Source organism: Gammaproteobacteria bacterium, from assembly GCA_013816845.1.
Classification (GTDB): domain Bacteria; phylum Pseudomonadota; class Gammaproteobacteria; order DSM-16500; family DSM-16500; genus Aquicella.
Genome location: JACDDU010000006.1, coordinates 39837 through 56641, shown reverse-complemented (window position 1 = coordinate 56641; position 16805 = coordinate 39837). Strand labels below are relative to the sequence as shown.

Annotated in this window: 14 protein-coding genes; 4 read left to right on the top strand and 10 right to left on the bottom strand. The window is 35.4% G+C overall.

Annotation, left to right across the window (positions count from 1 at the left end):
• Positions 1 to 163 precede the first annotated feature (163 nt).
• Both H0W64_11165 and H0W64_11160 read right to left on the bottom strand, forming a co-directional pair.
• Positions 164 to 646: a DUF4385 domain-containing protein gene (locus tag H0W64_11165; GenBank protein ID MBA3662283.1), complete on the bottom strand. Its 483-nt coding sequence runs from the start codon at positions 644 to 646 to the stop codon at positions 164 to 166.
• A gap of 74 nt (positions 647 to 720) precedes the next feature.
• Positions 721 to 1962, bottom strand: a complete 1242-nt coding sequence (locus H0W64_11160; GenBank protein ID MBA3662282.1) for an ATP-grasp domain-containing protein — start codon at positions 1960 to 1962, stop codon at positions 721 to 723.
• A gap of 554 nt (positions 1963 to 2516) precedes the next feature.
• Between H0W64_11160 and H0W64_11155 the strand changes: the two genes are divergently transcribed.
• Together H0W64_11155 and H0W64_11150 are read left to right on the top strand one after the other, a co-directional pair.
• Positions 2517 to 3431, top strand: a complete 915-nt coding sequence (locus H0W64_11155) for a diiron oxygenase (protein ID MBA3662281.1) — start codon at positions 2517 to 2519, stop codon at positions 3429 to 3431.
• 212 nt (positions 3432 to 3643) lie between these two features.
• Complete coding sequence (locus H0W64_11150) at positions 3644 to 4663, top strand: class I SAM-dependent methyltransferase (protein MBA3662280.1); 1020 nt, start codon at positions 3644 to 3646, stop codon at positions 4661 to 4663.
• Positions 4664 to 4980: 317 nt separating this feature from the next.
• Here H0W64_11150 and H0W64_11145 read toward each other — a convergent pair whose 3' ends face one another.
• The 3 genes from H0W64_11145 to H0W64_11135 form a co-directional block, all read right to left on the bottom strand.
• The gene (locus tag H0W64_11145) at positions 4981 to 6129 is read right to left on the bottom strand and encodes a hypothetical protein (protein MBA3662279.1); all 1149 of its coding nucleotides are present in this window, start codon (positions 6127 to 6129) and stop codon (positions 4981 to 4983) included.
• Between the two features lie 573 nt (positions 6130 to 6702).
• Complete coding sequence (locus H0W64_11140) at positions 6703 to 7926, bottom strand: hypothetical protein (GenBank protein MBA3662278.1); 1224 nt, start codon at positions 7924 to 7926, stop codon at positions 6703 to 6705.
• 431 nt (positions 7927 to 8357) lie between these two features.
• Positions 8358 to 9392, bottom strand: coding sequence for an NAD-dependent epimerase/dehydratase family protein (locus H0W64_11135; GenBank protein ID MBA3662277.1), 1035 nt, complete (start codon positions 9390 to 9392; stop codon positions 8358 to 8360).
• A 510-nt stretch (positions 9393 to 9902) separates the two neighbouring features.
• On the opposite strand from H0W64_11135, the gene H0W64_11130 reads away from it, so the two are divergent.
• Positions 9903 to 10499, top strand: a complete 597-nt coding sequence (locus tag H0W64_11130) for a DJ-1/PfpI family protein (GenBank protein MBA3662276.1) — start codon at positions 9903 to 9905, stop codon at positions 10497 to 10499.
• Between the two features lie 232 nt (positions 10500 to 10731).
• On the opposite strand, the gene H0W64_11125 is transcribed toward H0W64_11130, so the two are convergent.
• Positions 10732 to 11193 (bottom strand): cupin domain-containing protein, encoded by a 462-nt coding sequence (locus H0W64_11125; protein ID MBA3662275.1) that lies wholly within the window; start codon positions 11191 to 11193, stop codon positions 10732 to 10734.
• A gap of 491 nt (positions 11194 to 11684) precedes the next feature.
• Here H0W64_11125 and H0W64_11120 point away from each other — a divergent pair, with 491 nt between their 5' ends.
• Positions 11685 to 13715, top strand: coding sequence for a hypothetical protein (locus H0W64_11120; GenBank protein MBA3662274.1), 2031 nt, complete (start codon positions 11685 to 11687; stop codon positions 13713 to 13715).
• Between the two features lie 126 nt (positions 13716 to 13841).
• Here H0W64_11120 and H0W64_11115 read toward each other — a convergent pair whose 3' ends face one another.
• The 4 genes from H0W64_11115 to H0W64_11100 form a co-directional block, all read right to left on the bottom strand.
• The gene (locus H0W64_11115; protein ID MBA3662273.1) at positions 13842 to 14354 is read right to left on the bottom strand and encodes a hypothetical protein; all 513 of its coding nucleotides are present in this window, start codon (positions 14352 to 14354) and stop codon (positions 13842 to 13844) included.
• A 476-nt stretch (positions 14355 to 14830) separates the two neighbouring features.
• On the bottom strand, positions 14831 to 15208 hold the full coding sequence (locus H0W64_11110; protein ID MBA3662272.1) for a type II toxin-antitoxin system VapC family toxin: 378 nt from the start codon (positions 15206 to 15208) through the stop codon (positions 14831 to 14833).
• Positions 15205 to 15444 carry a type II toxin-antitoxin system Phd/YefM family antitoxin gene (locus H0W64_11105; GenBank protein MBA3662271.1) on the bottom strand — a complete coding sequence of 80 codons (240 nt, stop codon included), beginning with the start codon at positions 15442 to 15444 and terminating at the stop codon, positions 15205 to 15207. The genes H0W64_11110 and H0W64_11105 overlap by 4 nt, the downstream gene beginning before the upstream one ends.
• Before the next feature lie 125 nt (positions 15445 to 15569).
• Complete coding sequence (locus tag H0W64_11100; protein ID MBA3662270.1) at positions 15570 to 16094, bottom strand: hypothetical protein; 525 nt, start codon at positions 16092 to 16094, stop codon at positions 15570 to 15572.
• Positions 16095 to 16805: the final 711 nt, after the last annotated feature.

Sequence of the window (16805 nt, the reverse complement as noted above, 5' to 3'; positions counted from 1 at the left end):
GGTAAATTGATTACATTTTAAGCTTACGGATTTTCTCCTATTGTTATGCCAACTTAAAATTAATCTTAGCGACAGACACGGTTGAAAGAATATAAATTAAAACTTCAGAGGGGGAGAGAACCGAAACGCAAAAAAAATACGCCGCACGACATGAGCTTAATTTTTAGCCAAATTGATGGCGCCATTCACGCTTCATTTTTTTATACAGAGCGGTTTGCTCAGCTACTTGCCAAGCTGTATAAAATATTTGCGCAGATTCAATTTTAAGCGGATCCCCCGTTCCTTTTTTTAATAATTTATAATTCTTTTTTTTGTTATACTTTACGCCTCCTGCATAATTTGCATATCGGCGAGCCCGCGTATAACCCATTTGTAAATATTTTCTGGCCATGTCCGCCCCCACAAATTCTTTTTTCTTAAGGTAAGCTCTAAATAAGGCTAAAATTTTTTTACTACTTTTTAAAGCAATTTCAGGGGTTTTAAATCGCCAGTGGGGACCTATTTCACTTTTATAGGGTTCACATAACAAAACCCCTTGCTCACCTTTACCGACCCGATAAGCGTGTGGATGTATCCGATAATCGATTGTTGATTTCCACGGATAAATTTTCTTATTAAAGGTTAAATAACTTGGTAATTTTTTCATCATCATCTTTCATCTTAAGTAGACAACAGTAAGGAGAAAATTTCTGGCAATGATGATCGTAGGGTTCATCATGGTTATGCTGGTTCAATAATAAGTTTTTTCTCAACTTCCCGAACCTTAGGATAATCCGTAAAAACTGCATCGCGATTCCCTGCAAGTGAGACAATACCGAGTGTCGTGTCAAAATCAACGGTGCGCTCAACATGATCACCATTCCTTAGCCACATCAGAGTCGACAAATGTGTAGGTAGTTTATGGAGCGTATCTAATACTTCAGTATTTCGAAGCGTGCCTGATAGGGGCGAGATTAAAAATACATTAAGAACGGTTTGCCTAAACGTGAAACGTTGTGTGCGTATTTCGCCATCTAAGTAGGCTTCAACAACTCTTTCAAGTTGGTTACTACCCGTGGCGGCACGGGCTAATTCTAAAACCGGTCCTCCACACATACGCGCCCCTGTTTCAATTAGCCGGGGGCCAGCTTGGGTCAGCATAATTTCACTATGGGCTGCTCCCCACCGGATGCCTAGCGCATCTAATGCCTGCTTTGCATAGTTTAATAATTCAGTATGCTGAGAGGGATCGAAATTCACGAATTCCGTATAATCATAGACTGTCATTCGTTCTTGTGCGGAAGTTTTCTTATAGCGAATTAAGTCTGTGAGCACATGTTTTCCAGATGCACTTACGGTATCTACAGCATATTCAATTCCAGTTATTTGTTCTTGAATAATGACCGTTTCACTTATTTTCCCTAAAAGCGAAGTGGGCGTAGATAGAATATGATCAAAAGGTCGCTTCCAATCTTCACCCGCCCGGATATGAAATACTTTATCAGAGCCTGCAGAGGCAGGCGGTTTGAGCACGAGCGCAGCATGGGTTAAATTCTCTTTAATTAACCAATCAGAAACCTCCGCCATGCTTGCTGTGTTAAGCGTGCGAATGACAGGAAGACCAGCCTTTTGAAGTGCTCTTTGCATTTCACCCTTATGTCGTCTGGCGCGCGCGAAGGAGGGTACATTGGCAAACTTCGGCGTAAGTGCAAAGCTCAGTTTATCTGCAAGCTCAACTCCCGCCTCAGAACCGGCAATAACCGCGCATGGCTCAAGTGCACGTAGATCATCTACTAATTCTGGTCCATCATCATAAATCGCCAAAAAGTTTGCAGCCCGAATACCTTCCGCGTATCCCACATCGCCTGAGTCCACATATTTAGATGAACGGATTGCTATAACAGGAACGCCCCTAGCAGCAAACGCCGGGGCTAGGTCAGATCCTGAGGAAACAGGATCCACAATAATCACTGGGTGAGGCATGTTTCGCGCTCTCCTTAGCTATTCATTTTATTATAACGAACTGCGTAGCTGGGGCCACGCAAAACTAGCGAGGAGAATTAAAAAATATGCCAAGTTTTGCCGTAGTTAAGCACTCAAATGATGCCTGATTTGACAAAAATTAATTTCATTCAAAGATTTAACGCGAGGAGCATTTTTACCGATAAGACGAAGGAACCATTATTTAAAATCCAAAAACATGCGTGCTTTAAACAGGCTTGTGGTGATGGCGTGAAATTTAAATTTTTTGAGAAAGACTCTGCGTAATAATTCTATCAATCGGTAAAATAAAAATCATCCTATCGTTTCTATAAACATTATTGCGCGCGAATTTAAACTCAAATATTTGATTATGCATTTTCATTAAAGCCATGATAAGGAAAATGAGGTAGGAGTAATGATTGGATTAATAAGTTGCCCAATGGTTAACGTGTCGCCGTGTTCAACTACACTCTAATTAATATCAGGCGTCATAAAATGCTTAAAATATATGTTACAATATTTCCAGTCAAGAAAGGATAAGCTGAGAGTTTTATATGGATTCCAATCATTCACTTTTATTAAAGAAATTAACAGCGTCATGGTCGAAACGCGCACAAGTTAAAAAAGAAGAGCTTCTTCCTTTTTGGGAAGAAAAGCATGAAGATTTTATCAGTGCACTATTACCTTTTTCGCATAGCGCCCATTATCAAGCTTTATCGCCTTCTGTAAAATCAAAAATATTAACGTGTGGGTGGTTGCTTTATAATTTTAAAACCATCCAAATAGAATCTAAAATAGTAATGGGAAGTTGTTTAGATATTATTAAAGAGGGGTCATCGGTTACGGATAATGAAGCGATTTTACTTCTTGCGACAGAAACATTGACGGATGAAGCCTATCATATTTATTTAATAATAAAAGCTAATCAATTTACTGAACAAAAAAGAGGTTTTAAAATTAATCCCCCTCTTTTTAATCTTATTTTAGAAAAAAACAAATTACAAAATAACGCTACTGAATCATGGCAAAAAATTCTTATTAATTTAGTGTTCGCCATTGTGTCAGAAGTTTATATCGGCGACTATTTGGATGTACTTAGTCATTCAAACCAGATACAACCTTTTAATCAAATGGTCACGATGCTTCATCGAAAGGATGAATTGGCGCACAGAAAGATTTTTAAAGAGATTGCCAAAAACATATTTAATAAATTAAATTTAAAACAAAAAAATTATTTCTCCAAAATATTTCCTCTTCCATTAAAATGGTTTTTTGATAGGGAAATGGAAGCTTGGGAAAGTGCTTTGCTACAAATTAAATGTAAAGATTTTAAGAAACTGATTTTTGACGCGAAATCAATGCTGGAGCCAGCCCGAGATTATACCCAAATTATTTCTTTAGCTGAAGAAATTGGTATTTTAGAATCACAAGTAGGAAAAGATGCTTTTCATTCAGAAAAGATCATCTAAATTTAATTTTAAGATAACAACGATTATTATAAGGTTAGCTGAAGGCGGTATGGTTGAATGTTCAGTCGTCCTTTAATAATTAATCTTACTAAAGGCAAGTAACTTAATTTTTATTATAAATTGATGGGCAAGTAGAAACGCTTCATTTCAGAATCGGTAAACAAAGGTTATGGAAAGACTGTTATCTCCACTTTATTAAGATAGGAAATGTGATGGAACATGATTCAATCGAAAAAGAAAATAAAACATATAACCCATGTCGTGACGAAAAAAACGTTGCAGTCCAAAATGCGCTATTAGAAATAGGTCATTATCTTAAAGGTATTCATTATCAATTTACGACAATAACCCCTGAATCACATCGCATCGTGCTGGCGCGAAAAAGTAATCACAACGAAAAGGGTAGTAATTCTACCGATCAAATTTTAAAAGACTTTTTTGGGTGGAATTTACCTGTACTCAAAGAAAATATTCCTCTCTCTCTTCTATCACTTATTTCAAAAGCAAAAGTTGCAATCGAAATGGGTCTTTATCTCCAAAGTAAGATACGATTTTCAACTGTCGATGATAATTTATTTCTACATTCTTCCTATCCGACATCTGAAAGTGATGCTGTCTTTTTTGGGCCGGATACTTACCGCTTCATAAGATTTTTAAAAAACAAAATTAATGCGGCAAAGATCATTGTTGATTTAGGCTGTGGACCTGGTACCGGTGGAATAGTTTTAACTAATTTACTTAATCAAAATATTCAGAATCAAGTAAAGAAGCTATACTTGGGGGACATTAATCCAACAGCTTTAAATTATGCTTTGATTAATACCGCCCTCAATCAACTAGATCATGTAGAAGTAATATTAAGTCATTTGCTTGATGATATTCCTAAAGGAGCCGATCTTATTGTGGCTAATCCCCCCTTTATAATCGATCCAAATCAACGGAGCTACCGACATGGTGGAGCGCAATATGGATCGCAATTGTCGGTGCATATGGTTCAGTCAGCGCTCACTTACCTTGAGCCTGGTGGAGTTCTGGCTTTATATACAGGAACTTGTATTGTTCAAGGAAAAGATATTTTCTTTCAACAAATAAAGTCCCTACTTGATAAGGATGTTACACATTATGAATACGAAGAAATCGATTGCGATATTTTTGGAGAAGAACTAACCCAACCAGATTACAGAAACGTTGAGCGCATTGCTGCTGTCGGTTTACTAGCTAAAAAAAAGTAAGGATGATGCTTATCTCCAAAGCCAGTTCGATTATTCTTTAATAAGACAGAAAACAGCAAAAATGATCATTGAAATAACAAATCAAATTAATTCGTTAAAAATAATCACCGAGCGTCGCGCTAAAAATATTTCTTTTATTTATTTTTAATAGCAATAATTTGACCCGTACGATCTCACGTTTCATTTCTGCTGTTTAAGTGCGTCGTCAATTAATTCAGTATAGATTCTCTGTGAATCCCATTTTTATTTTCTTGTTAAAAATATCTTGAATGTCTTCTTATCGGTATTTTTAATAAATCCATCTAATTGTAGTTCACCTAAGGTCTAAGAGATGATGCGCAATTTAATATCTGTTCACGAGTTTCCCCTTTAACAAGTCTTGCTGCCTGGTTATTAGTTAATCCATTTATCTCTGAAATAACGTCTTCTGCCTTCATGCCTTTTTTAATTAAATAAATTACAGCATCATTTAAGCCAGCTAGAAAATGTTCGCTTTCATTGGGTGCTTGCCAACTACGCATATGGGAATAAGTAAATCCCTTATTTTTTAGTCGTGCTAATAACCTTATTTGCCATCCATTAAATCCAAGTACTTCATCCCTAGTAAGATTATTTTCTGCAATTGATCTCGCCTCAAATTCATTAAGATTATTAATTTCAGCGACAGCAGCAGCTGATTTGTAATGACGTTTTTCAACTAAATTGATCAGAGCGTTTTTATGAGAAGTTGAAAAATAGGCTCCTTGCCACTGTTTAAGATGTTCAGCAGGGAATTCAGAGAAGCCTTTTTCACGTAAATCAATCAGTGAATTAACTTGTTCTTCCTGTAATCCTATGACCTCAGTGCGCATCAGACCTTTGGCGATTCCTGCTGCCTGACCTGAAGTGACTGCATTTATTTCTTTAATGGCATTTTCAGGACTAAGATTTCGTACTTGAAGAAGATAAATTAGCGCATCCTTATGACCATTATAAAATTCCTTTTCGTCCGAAGGAAGCTGCCAACTTCGCAAATGTTCTGCAGTAAGTCCGTATTGTTGTAACTTTAGTAGAGTTTTATGTTGATACCGATTAAGTCCCAGCACTTGACTGCGACATAAACCGGTTGCGATTGCATAAGCTCCATCAGAGCCCAGTTGATTTATTTCTGCAATTGCAACTTCAGGATTCATTTGTTTTTCTTTGATCAAAAAACATAAAGCTTGTTGATGAGCCGGGCCAAATTGCAAGCCTTTTGGCAGTTGGCAGTTTCGTAGGTGTTCTACTGTTAAGCCATAATCTTGAAGCGCGCTCAATGACTTTATTTGATTAGCGTTTAGTTGTAAAACATCATTTCGGGCAAGTCCCTCAGCAATTCCCTGAGCTTCGTCAATACTTAAATTACTAACTATCTCAATAGCCTGCTCAGAAGAAAGACCTTTTTTACTCAAATATATGAGTGCCTCCTCATGTTCTTCATAAAACATTCCTTGCCAAGCGCTTAGTTGCAAAGCGGTATACCCATAGGGTTGAAGTTGAGTCAAACTATGCAATGCTTTTTTTTGATCAAAAGTTAATTTGGGTTCAGTGGAGAGTGTGTTACAAATATAGTGATGGCTGTTCATTGCTTTCTCGTTTTTATTATAAAATAATGACAAACTATGATGTATTATATTGCCGGGCATACTAGCATAAGCAATGATGGGCAGGGAAGGGTCGTCTAATTGAAGGTAGTTCATTTAGATTATAGTTAAGTTCTTATTTGAACGGCTATTATTCGGGGTATTGATTCAGAGGACAGTTTATCGCTAGTCATAGCAAATTTTGAGGTGGAATTTGAGTGAAGCTCTTTGTTAAGTACCGATGTAAATCATCTAATAACAGTTTTACGTGATATGCACTCGTTTAGATTGCTTTTCAGAAAAGGGCTAGATTCCTAAGAAATTGCTCGGTGACGATGATTTCTATTCCAGCTGCACAAAAAATTTTCTGCGTTATATTAAAACCGTGACTTATAACGTTTCAAATTTCATACCTGTTAATTAAAGTTATTAATAGTGTTAACACTGTTGACTATTAGAATTGCTATTAAATTTTTGAATAATTTCAACAGAAAGTTCAGGTTCATTATCTTTTTTAGCTTGTTGATTTTTTACTATTACTTTAAATGTACCAAATAAGTGGTAACCAGAATCTAATTGTATAGTTGATTGATTTGTAACAGGCGCGGCATGCGTTCCCTGATCAGAGTAAGTTTGAAGGGCGAAGGGATCACCATCAACCTCTAAATTTTGATTTAATAATTCCGGGGTGGTTTCTTGGGTTATTGATAAATCATAATCAGGCGCACTCTGATCCATGAAGTTAATTGGGAACAAAGATATATCAAAAGGATCTTTAGATGACAGGATCTTATCCTCTCGCAGATCCTTATGCTCCGTAGGCGATAGCGACAATGTATTTGTATTATTAGTCACTAAACATGAGTCTGAACCGGGAGTAGAGTGATTTGGGGAAGATGAAATTGATGTTGTCGTATGAGAAGTGATAGGCAGTTGCATTGGATTTGTTAATCTGGTATTTCCACTAGAGCGGTTTTTTTCCAAAAATTCCGTAACCAGTAAGTTTATATAATTAATATGAAGTTGGTTAGAAATCAAAAGTACAACCTGACCTGCGCGAGTAATCTCTGCTGCAGTCCTTTTAGGTATTTTTATATGTTGAGTTTTAAATCTGATCTTTTCCCGGATTTTTTTAATGAGTGAGAGTCTTGTTTCATTCGTAAAATAATGAGGAACTTCAAATATAAGCATTGCACCATACCCAGTCGGACAATTTTGTTGGCTTAATTTATAGGTAATTTGATTCCAATCTAGTGATTTTTTGGCTATTTCACGTTTCTGCACAGTGTTAGTGTTGCTTGTCCTAAGTTTATACTGACTTAAATTGATCATTAACTTATAAAATAATTCGGCTGAAAGTTGGTTATTTTTATGGCAAGCCATAACCAATTCATTGTTAGTTAATTTCAAGTCAACTAAGCACCAAAGTAATACAAAAGGTGTACGGCCTATATCTAGTTTCAAACAATTTGCTAAATATTGACTAAGTCGAGCTGATTGTTCCTTAGGACGGGTGACATAGATTCGCAAAGAATAATTATCATCAGCTTGTGTTGACCGGACAGATTGAAAGATATATTTATCACCATAGATAACAGGCCAATCCACTTCGTCGAAATTGAGATTAGCGATATCACTTAAAAAATTTGAATGGGATTGCATGAGTTTGATAGTCTCTTTTTCCTTATTCTATCGGAATATACTTAAGAGAATGTTAAATTAATTGATAGATTAATGGATAGATCAAAGTGGTTAGGGTTATATCTTAGGTGGAATAATCTCCACTATACCGTGATCTTTTTTTTTTGCCTACTACCCTCACAATTTAAAGATTTAATGAATCAGTCTGTTTATGGCTAAAGAGCAATACGGTACCTAGTTTTATAACTTTTTTGAATCAAATTATATATAGCTTTGTGTATTGCTCGTCAGCTAAATTGGATATTTTCTAAAAAATTTCAGTGCGAATTCTTATTTTGTTTTATCGCTTTTTATCTGATATCCATTTGAGCTTATCTTGCAAAGAAAAATATTATGATTTTGGAAATATTTTTAGAATCGCTTCGATGCAACGCTCTTCATATAGCAGTCAATCATAGGCGTAGCGTTCTTGTGCAGGCTTCGGCTAAAGCTATATCTTCCGCATCATAATTAAATGAGCGATCATCTATATTGTCGGGTTTTTGAGTCCGTAACCAATCAATGGATTTTTGCAAGGCAATTTCTGACGAATATAATTCTTTATAATTTAATTCGTCTCGTATGCTCTGCGTGTCTAAAGTTAAATCTTGTTCCCATGCTAGTGGTTCTTGTAAATGTTCAGGTAATTTTTCATGTGGAAGTTCTTTTATTTCATAACGTTTTCCAGTAATTTCAGCAATGCGATTAATCCATTCTAATTCACTATACATTTCTTTTTCTGCAACATTATATATGCGATTACCTGTACGTGTGTCTAAGGCAGCAAGCACGACAGCATTGGCCATGTCTTCGACATATCCCCTGGAGCTGCGCCAATTGGCTTTGTTTTCATCCAGCAAGATGGGTCTTGCATCATCTATTCTTTTTAAATAGGGATAAATACGGGAATGATCGCCTGGACCATACACCATCGGTAAACGTAATATAGTGCTATTTAGATCTACATAGGAGCGAATCGTATTTTCAACCAAAATTTTTTCATAATCGTAACCCCAGTCGCCAGATTTAGCGCTCAAAATTTTTCTGTAGGGATAAAAATTGTCTCTTAATGCCGACTGTTCTTTTAAAGGTGTCGATATCAATTGATCGGTAGTTACATTCCACAATCGATCGTAAGCTTGATAAACATCACAACTACTGATAATTACAACGCGTTTTACTTTTCCATGAAAAATATTACCGACTTGCTCGGCATTGCGCTCTGTATAGGGAATCATATCAATGACAATATCAGGATGAAACGCTAAAAGTTGATTTTGAAATAAAGTAAGATCGTTTCGATCACCTTGAATTGAAGCAACTGGAAATGGGAATGTGTGTTTTGTTTGTCCACGATTAAATAAAATAATTTCATGACCTGTTTTGTGTAAAGTTTGGACCACGTAAGGACCGATAAATTTATTACCACCAATGATAAGTACGCGCATGAGTAAATCTGTCCTAAATATTAAATGACGGAAAGCAAATTTTACCTACAAATTTCGGAAGTATAATCATTTAAATAAAAGTATATCAACAATAATAAAATTAGAGGCATGATGTGCTCATCTTTTAAATTTGAGAAATTTACTGATTTAAACTGTTAAACTTTTCATTAAATTGTTAACATTGCATGCGTAATATTTTACGCAGCGTCACAGATTAAGTTAACGGTATGGGAGGACATGACCATGTCTCGATTCACCCATTAGAAACAGGCCTACATATCATGTCCATAACATCCCGATCTTAATAGGAGGCATTTATCTTTGTCGATGTTTGATCGAATTGATTCATCCATAAGGGCGAAAAAAGCCAAGTCTCTAATACCGCGTTGCTAATTTTATATTTAAAAGAAAAAGCAATCTGGATAGAGATGATATTCTTTGATTCATCGGTAGTAATATTAAAAACTTACATCAGTAAACATGACACATATCAGAAATAATGGTTGAAAGATGAAAGCTTTTATAATGGGTGTCTTACTTTTTTCAAATTTTGAATCGCTTGATGTTTTTGGTCCCGTTGAAATGTTTGGTAGTTTGCCTGAACGTTTCAAGATAATCTTTATTGCAGAAAAAAAAGGGTTAGTTAAATCAGCACAGAATGTTTTAGTTAAAGCGGACTTTGCATTCAAAAACACTCCACGCTTAGATATACTTCTAATCCCAGGCGGAATCGGTACACGCAAGGAAGTTCGGAATAAAAATCTATTAAAATGGATTAATGCCACGAGCAATAAAACAAAATTAATCTTATCTGTTTGTACAGGATCGGCGTTATTAGCAAAGGCTCATATCCTTGATTATCATCATGCGACTTCAAACAAACTTGCTTTTGATTGGGTTAAATTGCAAGGCCCGAATGTTCAATGGATAAGGAAAGCACGGTGGGTAGAAGACGGTAAAATTATTACCTCATCCGGCGTGGCTGCAGGCATGGATATGTCTTTATACGTGATTAAAAAATTGTATGGTGAAAAAATAAGTAATGAAGTTATAAAAAATACAGAATATATCTGGAATAATAATCCTAACAATGATGTGTTTGCTTAACTTGTAGAGTCGTGTATCGAAATTAATCGTTTGGCTTGCCGTATATAATTTAAAGAATTAAGTATTTTTTCCATTTATCTTTATAAATTTCGATGTCATTGGCAAATCAAGTAAAGATCATAAAGTGAGAATGTATGCTTAACCAAATTACTAAATCGCTTTATAAAGAATGAAAAACTAAAGCTGAACTGATCGGCATTTCTCATTCTCACTTATAAGTCTTACTCTTTTTTCACTGGTTCTGCTTTAAGATCGCGCTCAATTTTTGTATAAAACCTTCTTCCAGAAAATCCTTGCGAAACGGCGTTTGCTGTTCATACATCACGGTATCCGTAACAGCTATAAAACCATGCGGGACATTCGATGCAAATATCATGACGTCACCTTTACGTAGCGTCGTGATTGACAAACCTGAGTGAACCTGCAGCATACCTTCAAGCACTCTGATCACTTGCTCATTGGGATGCTTATGCTGTGGCATCAGCTTTGCACCTGCCTTCATATTCCATTGAATGATTGTAAATGAGTCACTTGTAACAAAACGCATATTGATAGTATCAATTAATTGATAAGCAGGCATGGTATTGAAATTGTAAACTGCGGATGATTGTTCAGATGATGCGAGGGCTGAGGTGAATATTAAATTTGTGACAATAAGTACTAACGTAAGAAATTTTTTCGATATTGTTTTCATTTTAAGCCTGTCGTTTTAAAGGGGTTTTGGTATGAGTAAGCGGTAAAAGACTTAAAAGTCATCTTATTCGTGGATCCGCTTAGTTTAAATATCTCAAGTAAGTGTGTTCATCATGCTATAAATCATAAATAAATACTATATTCAAAAATCCATTTTCTTTCGATTTATTAAGAATTAATTAACTGAATCATTTTTACCACTGGGAATAAGATGTATAGCCTTTAATTAATCGTTAAGATTTCATTATTCCAAAATTTATGCTATGGGCTTAGCAAACTTTATAGGTATCTATCTTTCAGTCAATAGCGCGTACTTATCCCCTAAAATGCCCCAGGTAATAATTTTTTTGTATCAGTGTTTGGTATAGAGGAGATCATGATTACTTAGGCTAACGTTAAGCAAAAATGAATCATATTAGATTTAAGGTCTGGTTAATCTTATTTAAAAATGGCTGGGTATAATCGTTGTAGTTACAATAGGACACGACGATCATGCAACCAAGAACTTCAAATGTTAATGCTAATACGCCTGTCGACTTAACGACAGACATGATTGTAATGTTTTATAAGACCTTAAATGACGAAAAAATCAAGTCGACGTCGGAATCTTATCTTAAAAGCCTACCTACTGATTATATCGATTATCTTAATGCAATTAAAAGAGGAGTTAAGTGCCGCGCGAAAAGTATTTTAACGACTCGGCTTTCCATGTTTGCCAAATTGAATTTGGTGAATCCAGAGATTATGAATGCAATTATCCAAGATGTTAACAATGATGGCAGGGTTTTAAAAGATATCACTATTAAGTCCGAAGAAAGTATCCAAGACTTAATCACACGTTTGTCAGATGTTCGTGATAGTGTTAAGTCACCCAATCATTCTCCGCAAGTATTGCGTGCTGGGTCACGTATTTCAATATTTTCTGAAATTAATTCGTTATCCAAGCAATTAACTGATACTTCTATTGTGGATGTTAGCCCACATCAGCGGTCTGTAATTTCTGCGGAAAGTTTTTATCAGCAAGGTATACGTGAGTATCGAAACAATAATTTTCATGCGGCTATAGTTTCATTTGAACAAGCGGTAGAGCATTTTGAGAAAATCAAAGATAGTGGTCCAAAATGTGTGGAAACAAAATTATACCTCATTAATGCGTATTATGAATATGCTAATGTTTTACTTTTAGCGGGCAACCCTTTAAGCGAAACTAAAATTTACTTTGAAAAGATTTATAACGCATTTCAAAACAATAATTATTCCTCTTATTTTTACCAAAAAATCTTAGCATGTTCTATGTCATATTTGGGTAGCGATTTATTCGTTCAAGCTAATTTTGATGAAGCGATCAAATATTTGAAACAAGCTTATCAAATCTTAAGCAATCAAAATGCGCTAACTGAAGATGTAGATCAGAAAAAAAATAATCATAACTTTTTAGAGGTTATGAGTATTGATTTACTTAATTCATATTATGAAAAAATAAAAGGATTGATGCAAAAGAGAGAATTTCATCACGCTTACGTGAACATGGTTGAATGTATGCTCTGGATGGACACGTCTTGTTCTATAGAAAATCTTGCAAAACGCGAAAAATTGCTCATCATAGGTTTGTTTTTTGATCTTAATAATAAGTGTCTTACCAGTGCCGAGAAAGCGCAAAATTACGCTCGGATGCTTAGTTTAGCCGAAAAATTCAAAGAATTTGCAACTAAATTTAGTTTTGCTAAAGAGCTAGTGATTGCAAATCCAATTTATACTTCTAACTTCATCAAAGCTTACACTTTTGAGTTAGATAAATTACTGAGTGCAAAGGAATATGATAAAGCTTATGAGCTAGGTTGTGAATGCTATCAATTCTTAATCGATCATCCGTTTAACGGCCAAGAAGGCAGTGCGGAAAAAAGTTTGTTCTTTGATAAATTTCTACTAATTTGTAGCAAGCAAATACAATTCAAAAGCATGATTGATTGTGAGCAAGCCATTAAAATTGGAGATTTAGGTTTAGAAGTGCTTATGGATCCCAATTTTATGATTAACGATAAGAGTCAAATATCCGCATTTAAATTTGCTTTAGCTATCGTTTACTCGAAATTTGCACGTCAATTGTATCAGCAAAATCATAGTGGTGTAGCTATTGCTTATCACAAACATGCAATTAACTTTTTGGAAGAAATCGATGCAAGCCTGTACCCCAATATCAATAAGCTTAAAGATGACATCTTACGCAACCTTGCTGCATGTTGTAGTCACTATGGGACAGAAAAAATATCAGATGGATCCGCCCGTGAAGGAGTTGCTTTGATTAAAGAAGCGGTAGAATGCATGATGAAGATTTTTTACAAAAATCCGGAAGATTTTGAAGTTGGCATGATATTTATTCATTACCTAGAAAGGAATACGACACTTTTAAACAATGTTCAAGGGTATGAGAACTTAGGTCTCTTTAAGACCCCGACCAAGCCAGGAAATAATCTTACTGAAGATGTGAACCCAAAAGTGAAAGAAAATATAAGTAGAAGCTAAGTTTTAAAAAGATTTGTAATCATCACATCAGGGATGAAATGTTTCTTAGGGGTTAAATAATAAAATAGCACCCAGCTAGTCGATTACACTCCGGCATAATTTTTCACCAGAATCGTCAAAACGGCTCTATGGAGTCTTTCTACCCAAATTACTTTTCTGATTACTTTGAGCTTGATCTAGTGCAGCAGGATTACTAATTCCATTATCCTTCCAAAAATGAGAAAAGTGTACCTTCTGCCAGGCATGAGAAATATGTTTAACCCAGCCACAAGAAGCCGATTGATTGCCCACGCTAGTGGGTTTTTTATTAGGCTTGTTACTCGGTGGATTGGATAGAACTAAAAGGTTTGCATTGGAGCTAATGTGCTGAGTTGCGGACTCTTCATTATCCGAAAGCACACCACTGTCCTTTTTTTTGCGTACAATTTTCTCTATACCCAGCGCACCTAATTGATACAATCCCATTCCCATTAAACCCAAGGAGGAAATCCCTGCAACCCCGCCAAAAATGAGAAGCATTGAACCTGCTGCAGGAAAAAGAGGTAATGTTAAAAAACCTAACCCACCACAAATCGCGCCTAATCCCAAGGTAATGAACCCTAGTTCGATATCTTCTAAAGCTTGTTTTTTATTATGCATGAGTACTATTTAGCCCAAGGCTGAGTAAGAGCAGTATTTTAACAGCAACTCAAGATTTTCTCTAATTGATTTAAAAGAAAGTCTCCATTCCTCTGCAATTTGTTCAAATGAAGTACCCAAAAAATTAATAAAATCATGAGGTAGGTTTGGCTGAAAAAGTTACGACTCAGGATAACTCTTTGAAATTATTTTAGGTTGCCCATTCACATACAGCTATGCTTTAAATAAACGCCTATAACATATTGAAAGAATTATAAAAGAAAAAGTGATCACTCGAAGTTAGGCATTACAAAATTCAAATAACATCTATGCAGATCTAGGCATAATTCATTAGCGTAAAAAGGGCGCGAGGATTTAATTTTGGAAAATTAAAAATATTATTAATATATTATCCAAAGGTTTAGAAGAATCAAAAAGCTTACATAAGGTTTGGTAAAGTCCAAATCATACATTAAATTGTTGAGTGTAATTTTTTATTATACTAATTCAACTAGTTCTGAATATGGCTCTAATTGCTCATCTACTGTTAAGAGACGAAGTGGTTCAGATATTGCTTGCGCGATGAGCATTCTATCAAACGGATCGCGGTGATAGTGGGGTAGTTGATTCACGAATGCAGCATGCATTGCTGTGATGGGTAGTTCAAGAAAGCCTTCCTTTTCAATAGCAGCCGCTACTTCGTCAATGTCAGCATCAAGCTTACCAATTTTGATTTTTATGCCAGCTTCCCAAATCGATGCGCTACTTATGTATATGCTTTGGGCTGCTTTAATAAGAGAGCGTGCTTTTTTAGATAAGCGTTTATCATCTTTAAGCCACCAAATGAAAATATGAGTATCCAGCAACAAATTCATTGCTTACCCTCGAAGGAATTTAAAAATTCATCTGATAGGGGCGAATCAAAATCTGCGGCAATTTTGATTTTGTTTTTTAGCGCTCCTGGCTTGCGTGCTGGCTTAATAATATTAATGGGAACCAGTTTTGCAGCTGGTTTCCCAGCTTTTGCAATAATAATCTCTTCCCCCTGCATGACGGCATCCACGAGTTTAGAGAAGTTAGTTTTAGCTTGATGTATATTAACGGTAGTCATACTTAATCTCCAATGGACTAAGCTTAGTCTAGTCAATTAACCGATAAAAAGCAAGACATGGCTGCAAGCGACTACACAATAATCTGGTTATCGGCAGATTATCCTCAGTCCCGGCTTAATGTCGATCAAGGCCTGACGAGGTACCAACAGAGATTGGATGGTTCATCTTCTTCTGCCGCTAGTTCATGCTTTTTAAATGAATCAAAATTAATTTTTAATGCTTTAAATTTTTCTTTACACGTCGCAATACGCAGCATATCTTGATGATAAAAACCATGATGTTTATGGCCATGCGGTATATGGTCGTACTTTTCTCGAGCTATTGGACTGTGAATAGCCATCGTTAACAGGGTCTGAGCGCGATTTTCATCGATGTAGAAATAAGTATTATAAGCGATGTTCATGATTGCTTCGGTAATTTTACGATGACCTTTGGATCGCGCAAAACACTTATCGATTTCCTTGATAGTTTCTAGTGGATTTGTATCAGAATAAAAGTTAAAAGCGGGCTTCTTAAGATTTTTACCATAGACCTCATCAAAATTCGATTGCCGTGCCGACTTACTGCTGATTCTTTTTTTTAAAAGCAATTGAGCAAGTTCATTGACTTCAGCGTGTAGCTGATCAAGCGTATAATTTCTAGCATGCATTCGATTAAGTCCTCGCCCAAAAAATAATTATGGAAAAAAATATATGTGAGTTAAATATCAAATAAATATGTCTGGCTGAATTAAACTTATAAGAATATTAGCTCCCGAATTCATCCCGATCACATTCAGGTATTATTTTACATATTATTAAGATTTAATAGACAAAAAAGTAACTAATTACAATATATTGGTGACTAACTGTTCAAATATTTGTCAAAACTAAACGAATATTTGCGTTTTGATATCTCCTTTTAATGTTAAAACCTAAGACATCTGATTAAGCATAGAAATTGAATCTTATTTTATCTTTTAAAAAACTTCTTAAATTATTTTCTCAGCGCCAGTATCAAAATATAAACTTAAATAAAAATTTACTTTTGGATATAAGATTATTTTTTGGAATCTTGGGTCGGTTTGTTATTATCTTGTAATCTTTGGCTTTGTTAACTAAGCGATTTTAAACTGTCGATAACCCCTCCTTTTCTTCGAGTTAAAAGCCAATTTTCAAAAGAAGAACCGATTATAGTCCTGCAGGGTAAATGTTTTTGGCCCAACATAACAAAGTATTTAAGGAACGCCAATTAATTCCCTTCTCCTCATCCAGTTAAAAAGCCAGAATGTCTTTCGGCGGGATCAGTACTTCATAAGATAACGTCTACATTTCGACAATCATAAGTCATCTCGTGCATAAATTCAGATCTTAAGTTGCAT

Excerpts from the sequence above, each read along its gene's own strand:
- H0W64_11165 (MBA3662283.1), bottom strand. The coding sequence starts at position 646 with ATGAAAAAATTACCAAGTTATTTAACCTTTAATAAGAAAATTTATCCG.
- H0W64_11160 (MBA3662282.1), bottom strand. The coding sequence starts at position 1,962 with ATGCCTCACCCAGTGATTATTGTGGATCCTGTTTCCTCAGGATCTGAC.
- H0W64_11155 (MBA3662281.1), top strand. The coding sequence starts at position 2,517 with ATGGATTCCAATCATTCACTTTTATTAAAGAAATTAACAGCGTCATGG.
- H0W64_11150 (MBA3662280.1), top strand. The coding sequence starts at position 3,644 with ATGGAACATGATTCAATCGAAAAAGAAAATAAAACATATAACCCATGT.
- H0W64_11145 (MBA3662279.1), bottom strand. The coding sequence starts at position 6,129 with ATGTTTTATGAAGAACATGAGGAGGCACTCATATATTTGAGTAAAAAA.
- H0W64_11140 (MBA3662278.1), bottom strand. The coding sequence starts at position 7,926 with ATGCAATCCCATTCAAATTTTTTAAGTGATATCGCTAATCTCAATTTC.
- H0W64_11135 (MBA3662277.1), bottom strand. The coding sequence starts at position 9,392 with ATGCGCGTACTTATCATTGGTGGTAATAAATTTATCGGTCCTTACGTG.
- H0W64_11130 (MBA3662276.1), top strand. The coding sequence starts at position 9,903 with ATGAAAGCTTTTATAATGGGTGTCTTACTTTTTTCAAATTTTGAATCG.
- H0W64_11125 (MBA3662275.1), bottom strand. The coding sequence starts at position 11,193 with ATGAAAACAATATCGAAAAAATTTCTTACGTTAGTACTTATTGTCACA.
- H0W64_11120 (MBA3662274.1), top strand. The coding sequence starts at position 11,685 with ATGCAACCAAGAACTTCAAATGTTAATGCTAATACGCCTGTCGACTTA.
- H0W64_11115 (MBA3662273.1), bottom strand. The coding sequence starts at position 14,354 with ATGCATAATAAAAAACAAGCTTTAGAAGATATCGAACTAGGGTTCATT.
- H0W64_11110 (MBA3662272.1), bottom strand. The coding sequence starts at position 15,208 with ATGAATTTGTTGCTGGATACTCATATTTTCATTTGGTGGCTTAAAGAT.
- H0W64_11105 (MBA3662271.1), bottom strand. The coding sequence starts at position 15,444 with ATGACTACCGTTAATATACATCAAGCTAAAACTAACTTCTCTAAACTC.
- H0W64_11100 (MBA3662270.1), bottom strand. The coding sequence starts at position 16,094 with ATGCATGCTAGAAATTATACGCTTGATCAGCTACACGCTGAAGTCAAT.